Here is a 19425-nt window from a genome sequence, read left to right as displayed (position 1 = left end):
ACAGCGGCGGCGATGCGCCGCAAGCCCCTGCGCGTGGCTCTTTCATTGGGGTTCCCGTTACGGCAATGTGCGGCGGAACGATTTCCGGCTATAGACCTTTCATGCGTTTCGACTGGCGACGATTGATCTGGCGCGGCACCGGGCACCTGCTCGGCCCGCTGGTACGACTGTGGCTGCGCCGCCGCGTGACGCAGGGCAAGGAAAGCGCCGCGCGGCTGGGCGAACGCTTCGGCCGCGCCGGACGACTGCGACCGCCCGGTGCGCTGATCTGGGCGCATGGCGCCAGCGTCGGCGAGGCGCAGGCCCTGCTGCCCCTGCTGCAGCACCTGCATGCGTTACGGCCCGACCTGACTCTGCTGCTCACCACCGGCACCGTCACCTCGGCGGCGCTGGTCGAACAGCGCACCGGAACAGGCAGCGGCATCCTCCACCAGTTCGTGCCGGTCGATCTGCCCGGCGCAGTCGACGGCTTCCTCGATCACTGGCGGCCCGACCTGGTGCTGTGGAGCGAATCCGATTTCTGGCCGGGCATCCTGAGCGAACTGCGCCGCCGCAGCATTCCTGCCCTGCTGGTCAATGCGCGGCTGTCGGAACGCTCCTGCGCGCGCTGGCAAGGCGCGCCAGACACCGCGCGCTGGCTGATCGACAGCTTTGCCGCCATTTACGCGCAGACCGCCGGCGATGCCGAACGCCTGCGCCGGCTGGGTGCGCAGCAGGTGATCGAGGCCGGCAACCTGAAACAGGCGGCGCCGCCGCTGCCGGCGGATCAACAGGCCGTGGCGGAATGGGGGCAGCGCCTGGGCAGCCGGCCGCGCTGGCTGGCGGCCAGCACGCATGACGGCGAGGAAGCCCAGATCGTCGCCGCGCACCGGCTGCTGAAGACGCGCTTCCCCGATCTGCTGACCCTGATCGCGCCGCGCCATCCCGAGCGCGGCACCGATCTGTGCCAGGCGCTGGCCGCGCCGGACCTGCGGATCGCGCTGCGGTCGCGCGGCGATGTTCCGGCCGCGGAAACCGATCTCTATATCGTCAATACACTGGGCGAACTCGGCCTGTGGTATCGCCTCAGCTCCATCGTGATGATGGGCGGATCGCTGGTGCCGGTCGGCGGCCATAATCCGCTGGAGCCGGCGCGGCTGGGCTGCGCCGTGCTGTTCGGGCCGCAGATGTTCAATTTCGCCGAAGCGGCGGCAAGCCTGCTGGCCGCCGGCGGCGCACTGCCGGTGCGGGACGCCGAAACACTGGCATCGGCCGTGACCGAGTTGCTGCAGCAGCCGGACCGACGGCACGCCATCGCCATGGCAGCGAAAGACTATGCCGACGGCGACAGCGCCATCCTGGAAACGCTGTCTGCCGCCATCCTGGAGCGGCTGCCGGCATAGTCCGCGAAAAGTCAGCCCACAAAGGGCTTGGCGATATGGCCGACTTCTTCCATCGACGAGCCGAAATGCTGCGGCTTCGACATGTCGGTGATCTTCGCGTAGTTGGCGGCGAAATCCTCGACCGTGACCTTCGCATCGACGCCGAAGAACATGCCCTGCGATTCCATGACCTGCATCTTGGCGTAGAAACCGGCGCCGGCCGAGATGATGTCGCCGGTGGCGGTGCAGCCCTCCGAACAGAGATAGGCCACGGCCTGCGAGACGTATTCCGGCTTGAGATGCGGCAGCAGCTGCGGCGGCAGCAGCGCCTCGGTCATGCGGGTGGCGGCCACCGGCGCAATGGTGTTGACCAGGATGCCGTATTTGGCGCCTTCCTGCTTGAGCGAATTCATCAGCCCGACCACCGCCATCTTGGCGCCGGCATAGTTCGACTGGCCGAAATTGCCGTAGAGGCCGGAATTCGACGAGGTCATGACGATACGGCCGTATTGCTGCTGCTGCATGATCGGCCAGGCCGCCTTGGTGACATAGGCCGAACCGAGGAAATGCACGTCGACGACGGTATCGAAATCGGCGATCTCCATCTTGGCGAAACTCTTGTCGCGCAGGATGCCGGCATTGTTGACCAGGATATCGACGCGGCCGAAGGCCTCCATCGCGGTTCGGACGATATTGGCGGCGGCGGCGACGTCGGAGACGCTGTCGTGATTCGCCACCGCCTCGCCGCCCTTCGCCTTGATCTCGGCCACCACGGCATCGGCCGCCCTGGACGAACCGCCGGTGCCGTCCACCGCGCCACCCAGATCGTTGACCACCACCTTGGCGCCGCGACCGGCCAGCAGCAGCGCGTGGCTGCGGCCGAGGCCGGCGCCTGCCCCGGTGACAATGGCAACGCGGCCCTGGAAATCGATGGCCATGATACTTCTCCTTTTTTGTGCGATCAGACTTTGTGTTCGAGCAGCAGGTCGCAGACCTCGCGCACCGCGCCGGCGCCGCCGGCGGCCTCGGTGATATAGGCCGCGGCATTTTTCACCGCCGGACGCGCATTCGACACGGCAACCGGCAGACCGACCGCGCCCATGACATCAAGGTCGTTGACGTCGTCGGCCACATGGCAGACCTCGTTGAGGCCGATGCCAAGCTCGGCGCAGATCTCTTTCAGCCGGGGCAGCTTCTCGTAAATGCCCATCAGGCCGAAACGGATTTTCAGGCGGTCGATGCGCTTCTGGATCGCCGGCGTGTCGCTGCGGGTGATCAGCGCCACCTCGATGCCGGCGTCTTTCACCAGCAGGATGCCGAAGCCGTCCTGCACATGGTATTTGCGCAGCTCGCTGCCGTCCTCGGCATAATAAAGCCCACCGTCGGTCAGCGTGCCGTCGAGATCGAGCGACAGCAGCTTCACCGCCCGGAAGCGGGCCGCGAGATCGGCATCGATGGCTGGCAGGCTGAACATGAACACCCCCGAACTTCTCTTGGCCCGGCAGGGCCGTGTATCGCAGATACCGGGCAGATTAGCGGGGAAGCCGGTGCCAGTACCAGTGCCGGGGCCAGCAGCGGGGGTCAGCAGCGGGCCCGCCATGGACCGGCATCTGCCGCTGCGTCACAGGTCTATCTCGTCAGGCCTATCTAGTCAGGCTTGCGCTGCTGGATCAGCGGCGTCGGCCGCGACGACGGCGGCGTGCGCTCCTGCAGGCGCAGCTCCTGCTGCCGGCGCTGGTCCTGGCGTTCGGCCTCGCCACGGCGCTCGCGCTGCTGCTCCAGGAAACGCTGCTCGCGCTCCTGCTCGACGCGACGGGTTTCGGCCTGGATGCGGTCGGCGTCGGTCTGCGGCGCGATCTGCGCCGAGACGGCAAAAACCGGCAGCAGCAGAGCCACGGCCATCAGCAAGACCTGCGCTGAACGGGAAACCGGAGATGAACGGAACACCATGACACCCATTTGGGACACCATTTGGGATATCCACCTGGGACACCCACCTGACGAAAACGGCACTGCCAGAACAACGCCGGCCGGCGGCGGCCGTTCCCCCAGACTGAGCGTTTCTTCGGCTGAGCGTTTCTTCGGCCTATCGTTTTTTGGGTTTGGGCGGCCCCTTGTCGTCGAGCCAGTAGACGACATGGTCTTCCAGCTCGCCGGCCTCCTTTTCGGAGATGCAGCGGCCGGCCACCGAGATGCCGGCCTGGTGCACGGTCTCGCGGCTGCCGCTTTTCAGCGGATGCCACCAGTAGAGGTCCCTGCCCTGCGCCACCAGGCGATACCCGCAGGTGGCCGGCAGCCAGTTCATCTTCTGCACCTTGCCGGGCGTCAGCTGGATGCAGTCGGGGACGAGTTTCTTGCGTTTTGGGTAATTGCTGCACTGGCCGGTGGCGCAGTTCAGCAGCTTGCAGGCCACGTTGGTCTGCTCCAGTGCGCCGGTATCCTGGTCTTCGAGGCGGTAGAGGCAGCATTTGCCGCAGCCGTCGCAGAGCGACTCCCATTCGGACGGGGTCATCTGATCGAGGCGCTTGCGGCGCCAGAAGGGCAGGCTGCGGGGCATGGCGACAGAGTACGCCGGAACGGCGCGGCTATAAAGACGGCAGCGGGAGCTTAGCGCCGGCGGGGCGCCGAGGCGTCATGCTGGCGGATGAAGGCGGTGACGCGCGGGGCGATTTCCTCGCGCCAGCGGCGGCCGTTGAACACACCGTAATGGCCGACGCCGGCCTGCAGATAATGGCCGCGCATGGCCTGGGGGATATTCGGACAGAGATCATGCGCCGCCATGGTCTGGCCGACGCCGGAGATATCGTCCTTCTCGCCTTCCACGGTGAGCAGGGCGGTCCTGCGGATCGCCGCGGTCTCCACCTTCTCGCCGCGGCAGGTCATGGTGCCGCGCGGCAGGGCATGATCCTGGAATACGGTCTTCACGGTCTGCAGGTAGTATTCGGCCGGCAGATCCATCACCGCCAGATACTCGTCGTAGAAATCGGTATGCGCCCTGGCGCTGTCGCCATCGCCCTTGATCAGGTGATGGAACAGGCGGACATGGGCGCCGACATGGCGGTCCAGATTCATGGTCATGAAGCCGGTGAGCTGGATGAATCCGGGATAGACCTGCCGCATGAAGCCGGCATGCGGCAGCGGTACGTGGTTGATCACGCTGTGCTCGAACCATTCGATGGAATGTTCCTGCGCCAGATTGTTGGGCACCGTGGGGCTGATGCGGGTATCGATCGGGCCGCCCATCAGGGTCATCGAACGCGGCACATGCGCGTCATTCTCGGCCGACATCATGGCGACGGCGGCCAGCACCGGCACCGAGGGCTGGCACACGCCCATGACATGCGCGCCGGGACCGAGCGTGACGAAGAATTCGCGGATATAGTCGATGTAGTCGTCGAGATCGAACTTGCCCAGACGCAGCGGCACGTCGCGCGCATCGATCCAGTCGGTGATATAGACTTCGTGATTGGGCAGCATCGCTTCCACCGTGCCGCGCAGCAGCGTGGCATAGTGGCCCGACATCGGCGCGACGATCAGCAGCCTGGGGTCGTTGCGGCCATCGCAGCCTTCGCGCTCGAAATGCTTCAGATTGCAGAACGGCAGGCTGAGCACGTCATGCTCGGTGACCTTGCGCGGAGTGCCGTCGACCATGGTGGTGGCAAGGCCGAAGGCGGGCTTGGGATAGCGGCGGGTGATATTGCTGAAGACTTCCAGGCCGGCGGCCAGCGTGCGCGCCGCCGCCGTGTAGTTCATCGGCAGATAGGGCAGCTTGAGCGCCCGGGTCTGTGCTTCGACCATGGCGCGGACCGGCCGCAGGGCGGCATGATGGAATTCGTAAAGCGAGTAGAGCATCAGGTCCCACCCTTCTGCTGGAACGCGGCCCGGGAAACGATCCTGGGCGGCGGCCGCGAAACAAGGATCGGACAAACCTGTTAGAGAATCGTGCCTGTCCGGATAACGAGACGACAGTGTACGCCTCCTGATCCGTGGCCGCACGATTTATTTTGCACTGCAACATATGCGTGCAATTGTTATGTTATCTATAATATTCAGAGTCTTAGAGGCGGGCGCGGATTTTCTGCACCATCTGATCCGGCGTCGCATCATGGCGGAAATGGCTGAGATACTGCCCCTTGCCGTCCATCAGATAGATGAAGCCGGAATGATCGACCGAGTAGCCCAGGCTGGACTCCTTCAGCGTCACCTTCTGGTAATAGACCCGGTAGGCCTTGGCCACGGCGGCGATCTGCTCCGGCGTGCCGGTCAGGCCGACCAGACGCTCATGGAAAGCCTGCACATATTCCTTCATCACCGGCGGCGTGTCGCGTTCGGGATCGACCGTGATCAGGATCGGCTGCACTTTCGCGGCATCGGCGCCCAGCTCGTCCATCGCCAGCGCGATGGTCTGCAGGCCGGTGGGGCAGATATCGGGGCAGTTGGTGAAGCCGAAATAGACCAGCATCAGCTTGCCGGCGAAATCCTTGTCGCTGACGATACGGCCATCCTGGTCGGTCAGGCTGAACGGCCCGCCGATCGAAACCACGCCGCTGCCGGCGGTTTCGCCGCCGTCGCCCCGTTGCGGCAGCAGCTGCGGCACGGCGAGATAGCCGATGACACCGAACAAAGCGACGATGGCGGCCAGGATCAGGCCGCGTTTGAGACCGCGCGAGGCTGCGCTCATGATTTACTTTCCTTTGCCGCCGAGTGCCGCCGCAGCGGCCTCGATGAAGGTCGCCAGTTTCACATCGCGCTCGCTCAGGCCGTTCGCATCATGCGTGGTGAGCGTGATCTCGACGCGGTTGTAGACATTGAACCATTCGGGATGGTGATCGGCCTTCTCGGCTTCCAGCGCGACGCGCGTCATGAAGCCGAAAGCGGCATTGAAATCGGCGAACAGGAAGGTCTTCGCGATGGCATCGCGGCCCGTGGCTTCCTGCCAGCCCGGCAGGGACTGCAATGCGGCCTGGCGGGCGGCGCCTTCCAGTTTCGCGATGGCCATGTCATCCTCCTCACGCCGCGCAATCACAGAGCCGTGATCATCCCGGCATCCCGATGCCGCGCAAGCTAGCGCGCAGGCATCGCCGCTTCAACCAGCCGCCGCCGCTTGAGACCATCTGCCGCATGACTTCCGCCGACCGCACCGCCCCCAGTCTGGACGATCTTGCCGCCATCGGCGAGGCCGAGCTGAACCGCCTGCGCCCGGCGCTGGGCCGCTATATCGACGGCGTGCCGATCCAGGTGGCCGACTTCGCCGATGACGAGACGCTGGAGGAAATGGGCTGCGAGACGCCCTTCGATCTGCTCGGCCTGTATCAGGGCGGCAGTTTCCTGGCCGAACAGCGCGGCGAGACCGGCACGCTGCCGGCGATGGTGTTTCTCTACCGTCGGCCGCTGCTGGATTACTGGTGCGAAAGCGGCGAATCCTTACGCCGCGTGGTGCGCCATGTGCTGATCCACGAGATCGGCCATCATATCGGCCTGTCGGACGACGACATGGAGCGGATCGAGGCCGGCATCGAGTGATCTTGCGGCTGTGCAACGGCATGAACGGCCATCGCAGGGATGGCCGTCTCTTCATGCCTCTGCAGCCTATTTTGCCTCGACGGCGATCTTCTGCGTCTTGGCCTCCGCCTCTGGCGGCCGCACCAGGCTGACCTTCAGCACGCCCTTGGCGAATTCCGCCTTCACCGCATCGGGTTTCGGCGCGAAGGGCAGCGGGATGACGCGCTGGAACATGCCGTAGGACCGTTCCATGACATGGAAATTGTCCTTCTTCTCGTCCTTTTCCAGCTTCTTCTCGCCCTTGATGGTGAGCGTGTCGTCCGCCAGTTCGACATTGATTTCCTTCTCGTCCACCCCGGGCAGTTCGGCGGTGACTTCGAGACCGGTCGGGGTTTCCTTGACATCGACACGCGGCGCCAGGAAGCCATTGCCGCCGAAGGCGGCCGGCAGATGATGGCCGCGCCAGACATCGTCGAACATGCGATTGATCTCGCGCTGCAGGGCGCCAAAGGTGTTATCGCCGTCGGCCGGCGTCCGTCCGAACGGCATCAGGGATTTGAAATCCATTCTTGCCTCCTCGAAAAAATCTATGTCCGCAATCCGGACACGCGAATTGCAACACAAGAGGCAAAGCCCGTCCTTGATTCAGCGCAACACGGCTACGTTGTGGCGAGCAGGCGCTGCACGAAAGCCGGCACCACGTCCGTGGCCGGACCGTAAATCTTTTCGGCGAACAGCGAAAAACCGTCGGACGGATCGAGGTTGAGCTCGACCGTATGGGCCTGGCCGCGGCGTCGCACATCTGCAACAAATCCGGCCGCCGGATAGACTTGGCCCGAAGTGCCGATCGAGACGAACAGGTCGCACAGCGCCAGCGCGTCGTCGATCGCATCCATATACAGCGGCATTTCGCCGAACCACACCACATGCGGCCGCAGGCTGCCGGCCGTGCCGCAGGCCGGGCAGGCGGTGACGAGGTCGAGATCGTCGCGATGGGGACGCACCATGTCGCAGCGCTCGCAGCGGATTTTCAGCAGCTCGCCATGCATGTGCAGCAGCTTCTGCGAGCCGGCACGTTCATGCAGGTCGTCCACGTTCTGCGTCACCAGCAGGAAGTCGCCGTCGAAGCGGCGCTCCAGTTCAGCCAGCGCCGCATGCGCCGCGTTGGGCGTGGCTTCGACCAGATTCCTGCGCCGGGCATTGTAGAAGTCGTGCACCAGCACCGGATTGCGCGCGAAGCCCTCCGGCGTCGCCACATCCTGCAGGTCGTATTTCGTCCACAGCCCGTCCTTGTCGCGGAAAGTGCCAAGCCCGGATTCGGCCGAGACGCCGGCCCCGGTCAGCACGACAATGGAGCGCGGCCGAGGCGTCATTCAGCGCCGTAGGCCGCCGCTTCCGCCTTGTCCCAGTCGCCATGATCCTCGGCCCAGGCCTCGGCCTCGTCAGCCATCCAGTCCGGCTCGGCATCCTCGGCCATGCCGCCATCCAGGCGATAGACATGCTCGGGGGTATAGATCGCGCCCGACGAGGACAGGAAACTGGAACAGAGCACGAAGCGGTCGCAGTGATAGACCGGCCCGGCATAGAGCGCGTGATGGCTCAGGAAAGCGCCGATCCGGTCGAACGGCGCATTGTTGAGGCGCGCCAGCGTCACATGGGGCGTGAATTTGCGCCGGTCCGGCGGCAGGCCGACGCGCAGCATCGCATTGTCGACCTTTTCCTGCAGGCGGTTGAGCGCCGGATTGGGTCGCACGCCGGCCCAGAGCGTATTGGCCCGGCGCTTGTCGCCGAAGGTGCCGGTGCCGAACAGTTCAAGGTCGAAGTCCGGCATGATGACGCTGGAGAGTTCTTCCGAGATCGCCCGGGCCGTGCGGCCGTCGACCTCGCCGATGAAGCGGAGCGTCAGGTGGAACTGGTCGGGTCTGGCCCAACGGGCGCCAGGCACGCCGGCACAGAGTGCGGCTAGCGACCGACGGATGTCGTCGGGGAATCTCAGGGCAACGAACAAGCGGATCATGGCTGGGCCCTCCGCTGGAGGTGGCCTTGCGGCCTGGATCGAACGCTTAATCAGGCGCTCGGGTTCGGATGCTCGCGGTGAATTGCCTCAATGCCGTCGATGACCTCCTGGGACAGTTTCACGGTGATGCTGTCAATATCGGCCTTGAGCTGCGCCAGCGAGGTGGCGCCGATGATGTTGGAGGTGACGAACGGCCGGCTGTTCACATAGGCCAGCGCCATCTGGCACGGATCGAGGCCGTGCTGCTGCGCCAGCGCCACATAACGCTCGGTCGCCCGCTCCACACGCGGGTTGCTGTAGCGGGTAAAACGGGTGAACAGGCTCAGACGTGCCCCGGCCGGCCTGGCGCCGCCGAGATATTTTCCGCTCAGCACGCCCATGGCGAGCGGCGAATAGGCGAGCAGGCCGACGCCTTCCTGCTTCGTCACTTCCGAGAGCGAGGTTTCGTACCAGCGATTCAGCAGGCTGTAGGGATTCTGGATCGACGCCACGCGCGGCAGGGCCGGGTTGGCCTCGGCGCTGCTGAGATGGCGCGTCACGCCCCAGGCGGTCTCGTTCGACACGCCCATGGCGCGGATCTTGCCGGCCTTGACCAGCTCGGCCATGGCATCGAGCGTTTCGGCGATCGGGATCGCGGCTTCGTCATTCCAGGGATATTCGGCCTTGCCGAAATTGACCGTCAGGCGGTCGGGCCAGTGGGTCTGATAGAGGTCGATATAGTCGGTCTGCAGCCGCTGCAGGCTCTTGTCGACCGCCTCGAAAATCTGCCTGCGGCTCAGGTTCGGCGGCTGCTTGTCGTCGCGCAGCCAGTCGAACTCGCCGCGCGGCCCGCCGCCGCGCCCGGCCACCTTGGTGGCCAGCACGATCTTGTCGCGGTCCTTGCGGGTCTTCAGCCAGGTGCCGATGTAGCGCTCGGTACGGCCCTGGGTCTCTGCCTTGGGCGGCACCGGGTACATTTCGGCGGCATCGATGAAATTAACCCCATGGTCCAGCGCGTAATCGAGCTGGGCATGGGCTTCGGCCTCGGTGTTCTGTTCGCCCCAGGTCATGGTTCCGAGACAAATCAGGCTGACCTGCATGTCGGTGCGGCCTAAGCGACGGAACTCCATGACAAAACTCCCAACTCAGTCCGGGCGGAAACGGCCACCGGCTGTTTCGGCGCCATGCTCATCTTGTCGGCACGACTCGGCTTTTACAACAACGAATTGAGGTTATTGGCCCAGGAACCGCAAAATGTGGGGGAGCGTGCGGTCGACCATGATGGCGACGCCCTCCCGGGTCGGATGCAGGCCGTCGCCCAGATTGAGCCTGGCGTCGCCGGCCACCCCGTCGAGGAAGAAGGGGTAGAGCGGCAGACCGTATTTGGCCGCCAGATCGGGATAGATGCCGTTGAAGCGTTTGCCGTAATCGGCGCCCAGATTGGGGGCCGCCAGCATGCCGACCAGCATGGTGGGCAATCCGGCCTGCTTCAGCTTGCCCAGGATGCTGTCCAGATTGGTCCGCGCCTGTTCCGGCGCCAGGCCGCGCAGCATGTCGTTGGCGCCAAGCTCGACCAGCACATGGGTCGGCCGGTCGGCCAGGGCCCAGTCCAGCCGGCCGGCCGCCGCCGCGGTGGTGTCGCCGGAAACGCCGGCATTGAGCACGGTGACATCGAGGCCTTTGGCCTTCAGCGCCTTCTCCAGCTGCACCGGATAGGCGGCATCCGGCGGCAGATTGTAGCCCGCCACCAGGCTGTCGCCGAACACCAGCAGGCGAACGGGGGCGGCCTGAGCGGCTGACATCAGCGTGATCAGCATCACGGCCAGCAGGCCCGCCACATTGCAGCCGCGCCGGAAAAACCCATATCTTCCGTATAACTTCACAATCTGCCTTCCTGACAAGGACCGCACCACCGATGGCGTCATCTAGCGCAACCCCGTCCGCTGTCGAGCGCGAGCCCATCATTCGCCTGAACGACGTGCAGCTCACTCTCGCCAGCACGGCCGGGCCGGTCAACATCCTGCGCGGCATCGATCTCAGCGTGCGGCCGGGCGAGCGCATCGGCATCGTCGGTCCGTCGGGCTCGGGCAAATCCACCCTGCTGGCCGTGCTGGCCGGGCTGGAGCGCGTCAGCAGCGGCAAGGTTCATGTCGCCGGCGCCGACCTCAACGGCCTGAGCGAGGACCGGCTGGCGCTGTGGCGGCGCAACCGCGTCGGCATCGTGTTCCAGAGCTTTCACCTGATCCCGACCATGACGGCGCTGGAAAACGTGACGGTGCCGCTGGAGCTGGCCGGCGCCGCCGATGCCGTCGCGCGCGCGCGCGCCGCGCTGGCGCAGGTGGGACTGGCGAAGCGCGAGACGCATTATCCGGCGCAGCTGTCCGGCGGCGAGCAGCAGCGCGTGGCGCTGGCCCGGGCCGTGGCGCCGCGCCCGGCCCTGCTGCTGGCCGACGAACCGACCGGCAACCTGGACGGCAGCACCGGCCATGCCATCATTGACCTGATGTTCGGCGAGGCGGCGCGGCTGAACTCGACACTGATTCTGATCACCCATGACGAAAATCTCGCAGGCCTGTGCGACCGCGTCGTGCGCATCGAGGACGGCAAGGTGAAGTCCATCGAGAGCCGCCCGGACAACAAGGCACCGCAGCAGGCGGCCGACTGATGCTGTCGCTGCGCTTCTCCCTGCGTGAACTGCGTGGCGGCCTGCGCGGCTTCCGCCTGTTCGTCGCCTGTCTCGGCCTCGGCGTCGCCGTCATCGCCGGTATCGGCACGCTGTCGGCCTCGATCGTCACCGGCCTGGAACGCGATGGCCGCAGCCTGCTGGGCGGCGATGTGGAATTCCGCCTCATTCACCGCGGCACGACGGCGCAGGAACAGACTTTCCTCCAAAGCCGCGGCAGCGTGTCGGAAACCGTGCAGATGCGCGCCATGGCGCATGCGCTGCGCAGCGACGAGCGCACGCTGGTGGAACTGAAAGCCGTGGATGCCGCCTACCCGCTTTACGGCAAAATAGATCTGGAACAGCCCGGCGATCTTGCCGACCTTCTGGCCGCGAAGGATGGCGGCCTGCCGGGCGCCGCCGTCGATCCGCAGGCGCTGATCCGCCTGAATGCCCAGCCGGGCGACCGGCTCGGCATCGGCGAGGCGGAGTTCGAGATCCGCGCCGTGATCGCACGCGAACCCGACCGCGCCACGGACGGCCTGACGCTCGGCCCGCGCGTGATGATCGCCGCCGATGCGCTGCAGGCCACCCAGCTGGTGCAGCCCGGCACGCTGGCCTACTGGCATTACCGGGTGAAACTGCGGCCGGGCCTGACCGCGGCGCAGATGCAGGATATCGCGCAGAAGGATTTCGCCGCCTCCGGCTGGCGCATCCGCGACTGGAAAGAAGGCAGCCCCGGCATCCGCCGCTTCCTCGACCGTGCCGGCCTGTTCCTGGTGCTGGTCGGCCTGACCGCGCTGCTGATCGGCGGCGTCGGCGTCGCCAATGCCGTGCATGCGCATCTGGATGGCAAGACGCCGACCATCGCGACGCTGAAATCGCTTGGCGCCACCACCGGGCTGATCTTCCGCGTCTATCTGTGGCAGACCCTGCTGCTGGCGGCATTCGGCATCGGCATCGGGCTGGTTGCCGGCGCCGCCCTGCCCAACCTGGCGGCGGGCGCCCTCGCCGAGGTGCTGCCCCTGCCGCTGGTGCCCGGTTTCTACTGGCAGCCGCTGGCGCTGGCCGCGGCCTATGGCCTGCTGGTGGCGCTGGCATTCACCATCTGGCCGCTGGCGCGCGCCGCCGAAATCCGTCCCGCCGCGCTGTACCGCGACCTGGTGGCGCCCGGCAAACGCCTGCCCCGTCCGGCCTATGTCATCACCACATTGCTGCTGTTTGCCGCACTGGCCGCGCTGGCCATCTTCGGTGCCGAGGAGCGCCGCTTCGCCGGTGCCTTCGTCTTCGCCGCCATCGTCGCTTTCGTGCTGTTCCGCCTGATCGCCATCGGCATCGCCCGGACGGCCCGGCATATCCGCCCCCGCAATGTGCGGCTGAAGCTGGCATTTGCCAGCCTGCACCGGCCCGGCGCGGCCACCTCGGCCCTGCTGCTGTCGCTCGGCGTCTCGCTCACCCTGCTGGTCGCCATCGCGCTGGTCGAAAGCAACCTGCATGCCCAGGTGGAGGAACGCCTGCCCGACGAAGCGCCGGCTTTCTTCTTCGTCGATATCCAGCCCGCCCAGATGGACGACTTCCGCAGCACCGTGCTGGGCTCGGCCGGCGCGCGCGATCTCGAAACCGTGCCGAACATGCGCGGCCGCATCGCCAGCGTGAAAGGCGTGCCGGCCGAGCAGATCGAGGTATCGCCGGACCAGCGCTGGGTGCTGCAGGGCGACCGCGGCCTGACCTATGCGCGCGACCTGCCGGCCGGCTCGACGCTGCTGGCCGGCCAGTGGTGGCCGCGCGATTATGACGGCCCGCCGCTGATCTCGATCGAGGACAGGGCCGCCAAAGGCCTTGGCGTGACTGTCGGCGACAAGCTGGTGGTGAATGTGCTCGGCCGCGATATCGAAGCCGAGGTCGCCAGCATCCGCCAGCTCGACTGGAGCTCGTTCGGCATCAATTTCGTGCTGGTCTTCTCGCCCGGCCTGCTGGAACGCGCGCCGCACACTTTCCTCGCCACCGTGAAAGCCGGCCCGGCGGCGGAGCTCGCGCTGTTCCGCGCAGTGACGCAGAAATTCCCAAATATTTCGGTGGTGCGCATGAAGGACGTGCTGACCGAACTGAACACCATCGTGCTGAAACTGGGCGCCGCCGTGCGCGGCGCCGCCGCCATCACGCTGATCGCCGGACTGATCGTGCTGGCCGGCGCGCTGGCGGCCGAGCATCGCCGGCGGCTGAAGGAAGGCGCGATCCTGAAAGCGCTGGGCGCGACGCGCCGCGATGTCATTCTCGCCCATGTGATCGAATACGGCAGCGTCGGGCTGGTGGGCGCGGTGATGGCCTTCGGGCTGGGCTGGGCGGCGGCCTGGGCGATGGTGACGCTGATGATGAATGCCACCTTCTATTTCGCCCCGGGCGTGGCGGCGGCAACGGCACTGGGCGGCGTGGCGGCCACGCTGCTGCTCGGCCTCGCCGGTGCCTGGCAGGCGCTGGCGGCCAAGCCGGCGCCGCTGCTGCGCACGGCCTGATCCGCAATGCCAGATCCAGGAACGACTGGGCGGCCCGATGACATCATCGGACTGTATGAGCGCCATGCGCACGAACTCGATGCAGTGCGGAGCCGCGCGCTGTTCGAAAAACCATGGCTGGAGCGTTTCCGTACGCTGCTGCCCGAGACGGGCACCGTGCTCGATCTCGGCTGCGGCCATGCCGAGCCGATCGCGGCCTGGCTGATCGCGCAGGGCTGCGCCCTCACCGGCATCGACAGCTCGCCGACCCTGCTTTCAATCTGCCGCCGGCGCTTTCCCGCACAAACCTGGATCGAGGCCGACATGCGGGGCCTTGCGCTCGGCCGGCAGTTCCACGGCATTCTCGCCTGGGACAGTTTCTTCCACCTGCCCTTCGACGACCAGCGCAGCATGTTTCGCGTTTTCCGCGAACATACAGCATCCGGTGCCGCACTGATGTTTACCAGCGGGCCGGCACATGGCGAAGCCATCGGCAGCCATGCCGGTGAGTCGCTGTATCATGCCAGCCTGGCGCCGGAGGAATACCGCGCGCTGCTGGCTGCTGCCGGCTTCGAGGTCGTGGATTTCCGAGCAAACGATCCCGACTGCGCCGGCCATACCGTGTGGCTGGCGCGCCGGCAGGACTGAACCGGTTCACCGCACCAGAACCAGCCGCGCCGCCAGGCCGCTGAGGCCGCAGACCGCCACGATCACCGCCATCGACAGCGCCGCATCGCCATGCAGCAGGCTGACGATGCCGCTGGTGAGCGCGCCGAGGGTGAACTGCAGCGTGCCCATCAGCGCCGCCGCCGAACCGGCGCGTTCGGCTTCTGCCGCCATGGCGCTGGCGGCCGCATTGGGCAGCACGCCGCCCAGGCTGGCGATGTAGAGGAACAGCGGCAGCCATAGGCCAAACATGCCGCCGATGGAAAACACGGCGGCAACCAGCAGCAGAAATCCGGCGGCCGCCATGACCGAGACCGCGACGATCAGCACTTCGTCCAGCGTGAAGTGACGCAGCAGCGCGCGGTTGACCTGCGAGAAACCGATGATGCCCACCGCGTTGATGCCGAAGACCCAGCCATAGGCCTGCGGCGACAGGCCGTAGAGGTCGATGAAGACGAAGGGCGAAGCGGCGATATAGGCGAACAGCCCGCCCATGCCGAGGCTGGAGGCCAGCGTATAGCCCATATAGCGCCGCGTGCTGAGCAGCCGGCCATAGACGCGCAGCACCGATCCCAGCGTGAGCCGCAGATCGGGCCGCGCTTCGCGGCTTTCCGGCAGCCACAGGCGGGCCGCCACCATCGCCAGCAGCGCGAAACCGCCGAGGAACCAGAAGATCGCGTGCCAGTCGAACCAGACCATGACATAGCCGCCGAGCAGCGGCGCCAGGATCGGCGCCACGCCCATCACCAGCATCAGCAGCGACATGACGCGCGCACCCTCCCTGGGCTCGAACAGGTCGCGCACCATGGCGCGCGAGATCACCAGGCCGGCGCAGGAGCCGAAGGCCTGCACGAAGCGCGCGGCGATCAGCGTGTCGATGGTGGGCGCCAGCGCGCAGGCCACCGAGGCGACGATATAGAGCAGGTTGCCGACCAGCAGCGGGCCGCGGCGGCCGAAGCGGTCACTGATCGGGCCGTAGAACAGCTGGCCGATGGCGAGGCCGAGGAAGAACAGCGACAGGGTCTGCTGCACCTTGCCCGAATCGGTGACCAGAGTGCGTTCCAGCGCCGGCAGGGCCGGCAGATACATATCCACCGCCAGCGGCGTGAAGGCGCTGAGCGCCCCCAGAATCAGGGTCAGGCGCCACAGGGACGTGGCGCGCGGGGTCTCGGTCATCGGGAACTCGGCAGATCTGGCGGTTTTCCGCCGTTAGGGGAAGGTTTCTATGCTTACGCCACCCACCGTGTACTGACGAGTACCGGCGTCACAGAATCGGTTTTTGCCCAAAATGGCGCCGAACCGGAATTGTCTGAAGAAATTACGTCACCAGAATGACTTATCAAGAAAATTTATGCCGGGTTTATTCTTGAATTTTGCCCCGGCACTGACAATATGCTGAACACAATCTTTGTCTGAGGAGGCAATACCATGTCGACCCCGTTCAACCAGCCGCGCTTTGGCTACGGCACCACCACGATCGACCGTGCGGTGGTGGATGAGGCCCTGCGCAGCTACATGCTGCGGGTCTACAACTACATGGGCTCGGGCCTGGCGCTCAGCGCCATCGTCGCCCTGTTCGTGTCGCAGTCCCCCGCCCTGATGAGCACGCTGTTCACCGGCGGCCTCAGCTTCGTCGTGATGCTGGCTCCGCTCGGCATCCTGCTGGTGATGAGCTTCGGCGCCAACAAGCTGTCGGCCGGCGCCGTGCAGGGCCTCTACTGGGCTTTCACCGCCACGATGGGCCTGTCGCTGTCGGCCATCTTCATGGTCTACACCGGCACCTCGATCCTGCGCATCTTCTTCATCACCGCGGCGATGTTCGGTGCGATGAGCCTGTATGGCTACACCACCAAGCGCGACCTGACCGGGTTCGGCACCTTCCTGTTCATGGGTGTGATCGGCCTGGTCATTGCCAGCGTCGTGAACATCTTCCTGGGGTCGAGCGTGCTGCAGATGGCCGTCTCGGCGATCACCGTGCTGGTCTTCACCGGCCTGACCGCCTTCGACACCCAGCGCATCAAGTCGGAGTTCTACGAGGGCAACCCGGCCGATATCCAGACCAAGCAGGCGATCTTCGGCGCCACCTCGCTGTATGTGAACTTCCTGAACATCTTCATGGCCCTGCTGCAGCTGTTCGGCCAGAAGAACGAATAATTCCGGCTTAACACCCGGTCCGAGAAGCCCCGGCAGGCAACTGCCGGGGCTTTTTCTTTGCCGCGACCGCCGTATCGGCCGTGACAAAGCCGGTGGCGCGGTTTTAAGCTTTCGTTCGTCTGCCTACGAATTACCCAGCCGGCCCATTCATCCAATCCAGGGAAATCCCGCCCCATGAAGCTTGTCCTCGCGATGGTGAAGCACGAGACCAACACCTTCTCGCCGATCGTCACCGATTTCGCCCGCTTCGAATCCTGGGGCCTCTATACCGGCCAGGCCGCCATCGACGCCTATGCCAAGACCAACATGCCGCTCGGCGTCTACCTGGGCCTGGCCAGAGACTATGGCGCCGAGGTGGTGCTGCCGATGGCGGCCGAGGCCATGCCCGGCGGCCTGGTGACCAGGGAGGCCTGGAAGCGCCTGACCGATCCGATCCTGGAGGCGGTGCGCGCCGGCTGCGACGGCTGCCTGCTCGACCTGCATGGCGCCATGGTGGTGGAGGGGCTGGAAGACGGTGAAGGCACGCTGCTGGAACAGATCCGCCAGATCAGGCCCGACCTGCCGATCGCCGTGACGCTGGACCTGCATTGCAACCTGACGCCCAAGATGGTGGCGAACTGCACGGCGCTGATCGGCTACAAGACCTATCCGCATGTCGACATGGACGTGGTGGCCGGCCAGGTCGGCCGCGTGGTGATGGAGTTCCTTGCCGGCAAGCGGCCCAAGCCGGCGATGGCGCTCCGCCAGCTGCCGCTGCTGTCGCAGACGCTGTGCCAGGGCACCGACGACGAACCGATGAAATCCGCCATCCAGGCCTGCGTGGACGAGGAGGCCAAGGGCCTGCCCTGCGCCAGCGTGTTCGGCGGTTTCGCCATGGCCGATATCCGCGATGCCGGCACCACGGTGATCACCGTGGGCAACGACCAGACACAGGCCGATGCCGCCGCCGATGCGATTGCCGCCAAGGTATGGGACAAGCGCGACATCCATATCTACCAGCATCGCGACCTGGCCGAGACGGTGGCCAAGGCGAAGCAGGCCGCCGCCAAAAACCTCGGCGGTCCGGTGATCCTGCTCGACCATGCCGACAATTGCGGCTCCGGCGGCACGCAGGATGTGATGATGGTGATCGCCGAAGTGCTGAAGCAGGGCCTGGAGGACGTGGCGGTCGGCGCGGTCTGGGATCCCGAGGCGGTGCAGATCATGCAGAAGGCCGGCACCGGCGCCACGGTGACGCTGGAGCTCGGCGGCAAGAGCGACATGCCGTCGCTGAAGCTGAAGGGCAAGCCGCTGAAGGTCACCGGCAAGGTCCGCACGCTGACCGACGGCGAATGGGTCGTGCGCGGCCCGATGTATCACGGCTACAAGGTGATGATGGGGCCGACCGCCGTGCTGGAGATCGAGGGCAGGATGCAGATTGTCGTCGTCTCGCGCCACCATGAACCCTGGGATACCGGCGTGTTCACCTCGGTCGGTATCGACCCGCAGCACAAGCGTTTCGTGCTGCTGAAATCGCGCATCCATTACCGTGCCGGGTTCGCGCCGCTGGCCAAGGCGACCTTCACGCTGGATGGCGAAGGCGTCACCACCTCGGACAACAGCATCCTGGATTACAAGAACGTGCGGCGGCCGATCTATCCGCTCGACAAGATCAACGACTGGCAGGATGCCGCCAAATAAGAGGCGAAGGAATGCTGAAGGACCGCTGGGGCCTTGAGGTTGCCACCGACAATCCCGTCACGATCGAAGGCCTGAACACCTTCGATACCAGTTTCCTCACCTATGGCACCACGGCGGGCGCGATCTGGGATGCCGCCCGCGCCGAGCCGGCCTGCGTGATGGCGCAGGCCAAAGCGGCGGCGCTGGAACTGTTCCTGCAGACCGGCGCGTCGGTTTCCAGGGCGCGGCCCTGGCTGGCCGGCGCCGAACCGCATCTGGCCAGAGCGACCGAACGCGAGCGGCTGTGGCATGCCCAGGTGAGCGCCTGGGTGGCCGGCGATGCGGCAAAAGCCATCGCGCTGACCGAAGACATCGCCACGCGCTGGCCGCAGGACCTCGCCGCGGTGAAGATGACGCAGTTCCACATGTTCCATGTCGGCGACCTGGCCGGGATGCTGCGCGTGGCCGAGGCTGCCCTGCCCCATCACCGCGATGTCGCCGAGATGCATGGCATGCTGGCCTTCGGGCTGGAGGAGATGAACCGGCTGGCGGAAGCCGAGGCGGCGGCGCGGCAGGCGATCGATTTGCAACGCGCCGAACCCTGGGCGCATCACGCGCTCGCCCATGTGCTGGAAACCCAGGGCCGCTGTGCCGAGGGCCTGGAGACCATGCTGGGCTTCTCCGATACCTGGGCCGAGAAAAACTCCTTCATGCGCAGCCATAACTGGTGGCATGCCGCGCTGTTTGCCATCGACAGCGATCAGCCCGATGCCGCGCTGCGCCTCTATGACGAACAGGTCTGGGGTGTGTGGAAAGACTACAGCCAGGATCAGGTCAATGCCGTGGCCCTGCTGGCGCGGCTGGAATTCGCCGGCCTGGATGTGGGCGACCGCTGGCAGGACGTGGCCGACTATATCGAGCGGCGCGGGCCCG

At 65.9% G+C, this 19425-nt stretch carries 21 protein-coding genes; 8 read left to right on the top strand and 13 right to left on the bottom strand.

Annotation, left to right across the window (positions count from 1 at the left end; translation table 11 throughout):
- Window positions 1-101: 101 nt before the first annotated feature.
- Window positions 102-1382, top strand: a complete 1281-nt coding sequence (locus tag OJJ21_RS19620) for a 3-deoxy-D-manno-octulosonic acid transferase (protein WP_297689029.1) — start codon at window positions 102-104, stop codon at window positions 1380-1382.
- An 11-nt stretch (window positions 1383-1393) separates the two neighbouring features.
- Here the strand turns inward: OJJ21_RS19620 and OJJ21_RS19615 are convergent, their stop codons facing one another.
- The 7 genes from OJJ21_RS19615 to OJJ21_RS19585 form a co-directional block, all read right to left on the bottom strand.
- The gene (locus OJJ21_RS19615; protein ID WP_297689027.1) at window positions 1394-2299 is read right to left on the bottom strand and encodes an SDR family NAD(P)-dependent oxidoreductase; all 906 of its coding nucleotides are present in this window, start codon (window positions 2297-2299) and stop codon (window positions 1394-1396) included.
- Window positions 2300-2322: 23 nt separating this feature from the next.
- A complete protein-coding gene (locus tag OJJ21_RS19610) occupies window positions 2323-2835 on the bottom strand; it encodes an HAD-IIIA family hydrolase (protein WP_297689025.1) in 513 nt (170 codons plus the stop codon).
- Window positions 2836-3008: 173 nt separating this feature from the next.
- Window positions 3009-3263, bottom strand: a complete 255-nt coding sequence (locus tag OJJ21_RS19605; RefSeq protein ID WP_297689022.1) for a hypothetical protein — start codon at window positions 3261-3263, stop codon at window positions 3009-3011.
- Between the two features lie 184 nt (window positions 3264-3447).
- A complete protein-coding gene (locus tag OJJ21_RS19600) occupies window positions 3448-3918 on the bottom strand; it encodes a YcgN family cysteine cluster protein (RefSeq protein WP_297689019.1) in 471 nt (156 codons plus the stop codon).
- A gap of 50 nt (window positions 3919-3968) precedes the next feature.
- A complete protein-coding gene (gene phaZ / locus OJJ21_RS19595; protein ID WP_297689017.1) occupies window positions 3969-5213 on the bottom strand; it encodes a polyhydroxyalkanoate depolymerase in 1245 nt (414 codons plus the stop codon).
- A 205-nt stretch (window positions 5214-5418) separates the two neighbouring features.
- Window positions 5419-6042: an SCO family protein gene (locus OJJ21_RS19590; RefSeq protein ID WP_297689015.1), complete on the bottom strand. Its 624-nt coding sequence runs from the start codon at window positions 6040-6042 to the stop codon at window positions 5419-5421.
- Between the two features lie 3 nt (window positions 6043-6045).
- Window positions 6046-6384: a 4a-hydroxytetrahydrobiopterin dehydratase gene (locus OJJ21_RS19585; protein WP_297689209.1), complete on the bottom strand. Its 339-nt coding sequence runs from the start codon at window positions 6382-6384 to the stop codon at window positions 6046-6048.
- A 29-nt stretch (window positions 6385-6413) separates the two neighbouring features.
- Between OJJ21_RS19585 and OJJ21_RS19580 the strand changes: the two genes are divergently transcribed.
- On the top strand, window positions 6414-6884 hold the full coding sequence (locus OJJ21_RS19580; protein WP_366093397.1) for a metallopeptidase family protein: 471 nt from the start codon (window positions 6414-6416) through the stop codon (window positions 6882-6884).
- A gap of 66 nt (window positions 6885-6950) precedes the next feature.
- On the opposite strand, the gene OJJ21_RS19575 is transcribed toward OJJ21_RS19580, so the two are convergent.
- The 5 genes from OJJ21_RS19575 to OJJ21_RS19555 all read right to left on the bottom strand — a co-directional run bounded on the left by OJJ21_RS19575 (window position 6951) and on the right by OJJ21_RS19555 (window position 10697).
- Window positions 6951-7430: an Hsp20/alpha crystallin family protein gene (locus OJJ21_RS19575; RefSeq protein ID WP_297689013.1), complete on the bottom strand. Its 480-nt coding sequence runs from the start codon at window positions 7428-7430 to the stop codon at window positions 6951-6953.
- A 92-nt stretch (window positions 7431-7522) separates the two neighbouring features.
- The gene (cobB, locus tag OJJ21_RS19570; RefSeq protein WP_297689011.1) at window positions 7523-8236 is read right to left on the bottom strand and encodes a Sir2 family NAD+-dependent deacetylase; all 714 of its coding nucleotides are present in this window, start codon (window positions 8234-8236) and stop codon (window positions 7523-7525) included.
- The gene (gene thpR / locus OJJ21_RS19565) at window positions 8233-8880 is read right to left on the bottom strand and encodes an RNA 2',3'-cyclic phosphodiesterase (RefSeq protein ID WP_297689009.1); all 648 of its coding nucleotides are present in this window, start codon (window positions 8878-8880) and stop codon (window positions 8233-8235) included. The genes cobB and thpR overlap by 4 nt, the downstream gene beginning before the upstream one ends.
- Window positions 8881-8930: 50 nt before the next feature.
- Window positions 8931-9989: an NADP(H)-dependent aldo-keto reductase gene (locus tag OJJ21_RS19560; RefSeq protein ID WP_297689007.1), complete on the bottom strand. Its 1059-nt coding sequence runs from the start codon at window positions 9987-9989 to the stop codon at window positions 8931-8933.
- A 102-nt stretch (window positions 9990-10091) separates the two neighbouring features.
- Window positions 10092-10697 carry an arylesterase gene (locus tag OJJ21_RS19555; protein ID WP_297689005.1) on the bottom strand — a complete coding sequence of 202 codons (606 nt, stop codon included), beginning with the start codon at window positions 10695-10697 and terminating at the stop codon, window positions 10092-10094.
- A gap of 77 nt (window positions 10698-10774) precedes the next feature.
- Here OJJ21_RS19555 and OJJ21_RS19550 point away from each other — a divergent pair, with 77 nt between their 5' ends.
- Genes OJJ21_RS19550 through OJJ21_RS19540 form a run of 3 tightly spaced genes read left to right on the top strand, consistent with a single transcriptional unit; the run spans window position 10775 to window position 14661 of the window.
- The gene (locus tag OJJ21_RS19550) at window positions 10775-11524 is read left to right on the top strand and encodes an ATP-binding cassette domain-containing protein (protein WP_297689003.1); all 750 of its coding nucleotides are present in this window, start codon (window positions 10775-10777) and stop codon (window positions 11522-11524) included.
- On the top strand, window positions 11524-14034 hold the full coding sequence (locus OJJ21_RS19545; RefSeq protein WP_297689001.1) for an FtsX-like permease family protein: 2511 nt from the start codon (window positions 11524-11526) through the stop codon (window positions 14032-14034). Before OJJ21_RS19550 ends, OJJ21_RS19545 begins: the two co-directional genes overlap by 1 nt.
- Window positions 14035-14040: 6 nt before the next feature.
- The gene (locus OJJ21_RS19540; protein ID WP_297688998.1) at window positions 14041-14661 is read left to right on the top strand and encodes a class I SAM-dependent methyltransferase; all 621 of its coding nucleotides are present in this window, start codon (window positions 14041-14043) and stop codon (window positions 14659-14661) included.
- A gap of 6 nt (window positions 14662-14667) precedes the next feature.
- Here OJJ21_RS19540 and OJJ21_RS19535 read toward each other — a convergent pair whose 3' ends face one another.
- Window positions 14668-15855, bottom strand: a complete 1188-nt coding sequence (locus tag OJJ21_RS19535) for a Bcr/CflA family multidrug efflux MFS transporter (RefSeq protein ID WP_297688994.1) — start codon at window positions 15853-15855, stop codon at window positions 14668-14670.
- A 252-nt stretch (window positions 15856-16107) separates the two neighbouring features.
- Here OJJ21_RS19535 and OJJ21_RS19530 point away from each other — a divergent pair, with 252 nt between their 5' ends.
- From OJJ21_RS19530 to OJJ21_RS19520, 3 genes are all read left to right on the top strand, one after another.
- Window positions 16108-16833, top strand: a complete 726-nt coding sequence (locus OJJ21_RS19530) for a Bax inhibitor-1/YccA family protein (protein WP_297688992.1) — start codon at window positions 16108-16110, stop codon at window positions 16831-16833.
- A gap of 174 nt (window positions 16834-17007) precedes the next feature.
- Window positions 17008-18513, top strand: a complete 1506-nt coding sequence (locus OJJ21_RS19525; RefSeq protein ID WP_297688989.1) for a M81 family metallopeptidase — start codon at window positions 17008-17010, stop codon at window positions 18511-18513.
- A gap of 11 nt (window positions 18514-18524) precedes the next feature.
- On the top strand, window positions 18525-19425 hold a 901-nt coding region (locus tag OJJ21_RS19520), incomplete at its 3' end, for a hypothetical protein (protein WP_366093391.1).

The sequence above is a fragment of the Ferrovibrio sp. genome, from assembly GCF_025869515.1.
Lineage (GTDB): Bacteria > Pseudomonadota > Alphaproteobacteria > Ferrovibrionales > Ferrovibrionaceae > Ferrovibrio.
This window is presented reverse-complemented; position numbering and strand designations above follow the sequence as displayed.

Bases quoted from the DNA above. Each gene is read 5' to 3' on its own strand.
- OJJ21_RS19580 (WP_366093397.1), top strand. From the start codon at position 6,414: ATGCCGCGCAAGCTAGCGCGCAGGCATCGCCGCTTCAACCAGCCGCCG.
- OJJ21_RS19620 (WP_297689029.1), top strand. From the start codon at position 102: ATGCGTTTCGACTGGCGACGATTGATCTGGCGCGGCACCGGGCACCTG.
- phaZ (WP_297689017.1), bottom strand. From the start codon at position 5,213: ATGCTCTACTCGCTTTACGAATTCCATCATGCCGCCCTGCGGCCGGTC.
- OJJ21_RS19525 (WP_297688989.1), top strand. From the start codon at position 17,008: ATGAAGCTTGTCCTCGCGATGGTGAAGCACGAGACCAACACCTTCTCG.
- OJJ21_RS19590 (WP_297689015.1), bottom strand. From the start codon at position 6,042: ATGAGCGCAGCCTCGCGCGGTCTCAAACGCGGCCTGATCCTGGCCGCC.
- thpR (WP_297689009.1), bottom strand. From the start codon at position 8,880: ATGATCCGCTTGTTCGTTGCCCTGAGATTCCCCGACGACATCCGTCGG.
- OJJ21_RS19560 (WP_297689007.1), bottom strand. From the start codon at position 9,989: ATGGAGTTCCGTCGCTTAGGCCGCACCGACATGCAGGTCAGCCTGATT.
- OJJ21_RS19535 (WP_297688994.1), bottom strand. From the start codon at position 15,855: ATGACCGAGACCCCGCGCGCCACGTCCCTGTGGCGCCTGACCCTGATT.
- OJJ21_RS19575 (WP_297689013.1), bottom strand. From the start codon at position 7,430: ATGGATTTCAAATCCCTGATGCCGTTCGGACGGACGCCGGCCGACGGC.
- OJJ21_RS19550 (WP_297689003.1), top strand. From the start codon at position 10,775: ATGGCGTCATCTAGCGCAACCCCGTCCGCTGTCGAGCGCGAGCCCATC.
- OJJ21_RS19540 (WP_297688998.1), top strand. From the start codon at position 14,041: ATGCCAGATCCAGGAACGACTGGGCGGCCCGATGACATCATCGGACTG.
- cobB (WP_297689011.1), bottom strand. From the start codon at position 8,236: ATGACGCCTCGGCCGCGCTCCATTGTCGTGCTGACCGGGGCCGGCGTC.
- OJJ21_RS19545 (WP_297689001.1), top strand. From the start codon at position 11,524: ATGCTGTCGCTGCGCTTCTCCCTGCGTGAACTGCGTGGCGGCCTGCGC.
- OJJ21_RS19600 (WP_297689019.1), bottom strand. From the start codon at position 3,918: ATGCCCCGCAGCCTGCCCTTCTGGCGCCGCAAGCGCCTCGATCAGATG.
- OJJ21_RS19530 (WP_297688992.1), top strand. From the start codon at position 16,108: ATGTCGACCCCGTTCAACCAGCCGCGCTTTGGCTACGGCACCACCACG.
- OJJ21_RS19610 (WP_297689025.1), bottom strand. From the start codon at position 2,835: ATGTTCAGCCTGCCAGCCATCGATGCCGATCTCGCGGCCCGCTTCCGG.
- OJJ21_RS19605 (WP_297689022.1), bottom strand. From the start codon at position 3,263: ATGGCCGTGGCTCTGCTGCTGCCGGTTTTTGCCGTCTCGGCGCAGATC.
- OJJ21_RS19615 (WP_297689027.1), bottom strand. From the start codon at position 2,299: ATGGCCATCGATTTCCAGGGCCGCGTTGCCATTGTCACCGGGGCAGGC.